Origin of the sequence: Proteiniphilum sp. UBA1028, assembly GCF_002316955.1 — a bacterium.
Lineage (GTDB): Bacteria > Bacteroidota > Bacteroidia > Bacteroidales > Dysgonomonadaceae > Proteiniphilum.
The window spans coordinates 1-1,604 of record NZ_DCEN01000084.1 but is presented as its reverse complement, the minus strand read 5'-3'; the positions used below and the strand labels follow the sequence as shown (position 1 = coordinate 1,604).

2 protein-coding genes are annotated in these 1,604 nt (G+C 49.5%); both read right to left on the bottom strand.

Going from position 1 to position 1,604, the window contains the following annotated elements:
* Positions 1-585 (bottom strand): sugar-binding domain-containing protein (locus tag B3Z75_RS13390; protein WP_349676042.1); only part of this gene is annotated, 585 nt, incomplete at its 3' end.
* A gap of 74 nt (positions 586-659) precedes the next feature.
* The coding region (locus B3Z75_RS13385; RefSeq protein ID WP_294072762.1) for a malectin domain-containing carbohydrate-binding protein at positions 660-1,604 on the bottom strand (945 nt) is incomplete at its 5' end.

Sequence of the window (1,604 nt, the reverse complement as noted above, 5' to 3'; positions counted from 1 at the left end):
CCCACTTTTCAGCCAGGGCGTGATCCTGAATTCAGAAGGCTCCATGCTCCCCTGGCTATAACCTACCCTCTTGCCATTTATCCAGACATAAAAAGCACTCTGCACCCCTTCAAAATGAAGAAACACCTGTTTATTTTCCCATTCTTCGGGAAGGGAGAAAGTACGGCGGTAGGAGCCTACCGGATTTCTCTCTGTAAAGGTGGTGTACGACTCTTTGGGTTCCTTCGTGACATGGGGAGGATCGATTTTGAAAGGATATCCCGCGCTAACGTATATGGGTGTTCCGAAACCATTTACCTCCCAGTTGGCAGGAACAGGAAAGCTGATCCATCCCGAATCATCAAAATCATTGCGGTAAAACTCTTTGGGCCTCTCCTCCGGGGCGGGTACCCAGTTAAACTTCCAAGGGCCGTCCAAAGAAAGCGTTCGGTCGTTCTTCACCCCAAGGTAAGGCGTAAAGGAAGCCCTTGCACGCTCTCTGTTTATCTGCAGCACATGTTGGTTTTCCCAGTCTCTTTGGCCAAAACCGGGAACCGCAATGAGTAGAAAAAGGAGTATACTGGAGGTGAGTGTGAATCGTTTCATAATTTCAAATTAAGAATCAAGCGTAAAGAGTCAGGAGCCATGGAATCAATTTTTCAAACGTCCAACTATCCGAGCTACTGCACCGTTAAAGAATTCAGGTTTAAGCCCTTCATGTTTTCCGATGACAAAATAACCCGGTAGTGTCCCGCGTTAATAAAACCATCGGTGCTGGTGCTCAGTGTGCGCCATTTTTCAGGAGCCACCGGGAAAGTGATCAGGTCGTCCTTCAGGATTGTCCCGTCTGATGCAACAAGCCTGAATCGCACCTCTTTGGGACTATTGCTCACGTTCATGTAAGAGAAACGGAACGCGTAAATATTGGCCACGCCAGTCGATACGTCCCAGCTGATGGAACCCGGGGCACTCCCTGTAAAGTTCAACGACACTCTTTTGCGTACCTCATTGATCTCAACCTCTCCTTCAATCACGGCATCTTCTGCCGGATACACTGTAGCCAGTCTGCCATCATCACCCTCCGGAAGCGATTCTACAGGAGTTTTCGCAACCTTTTCCACATCGTTCCAGCTCCACCCCTCGGAAGGTGATGACGCTGCAGGCCTTATATCCTGATTGCGTGATGCAATGGCGATAGCGGAGATGAGCGCTTGTCCCGCTTTCACCTGAGGGAAAGATATTTTCAACGCCCCACCCTGCACCTTTGCAGTCAACACCTTCTTCAATGCACGGTCATGTCCCGATTCGGCCCAGATATCCAAATCACGGATATATACCGAGTCGTTCAGAGCCACATCAAACACCCTGTAACCTTCGCCATCCCGAATGCCTCCCGTTCCGTACCAGGGTTCTGTAAAATATAATTCCACCCTGTACTCTCCGTCCGGAAGCGGAAAATGGTATGCCAGCTCATGACGTCCGTACCGGAATTGTCCGAACAGCTTCCAGTTCCTCGTTCCCTTTATGGGATCATCGGTATATCGCTGGCTTCCCTGATAGGGATTCATATTCTCATATTTATCAGCCCAGGAGACAGAGCCCCAATGCTGATCACTTTTTCTCGC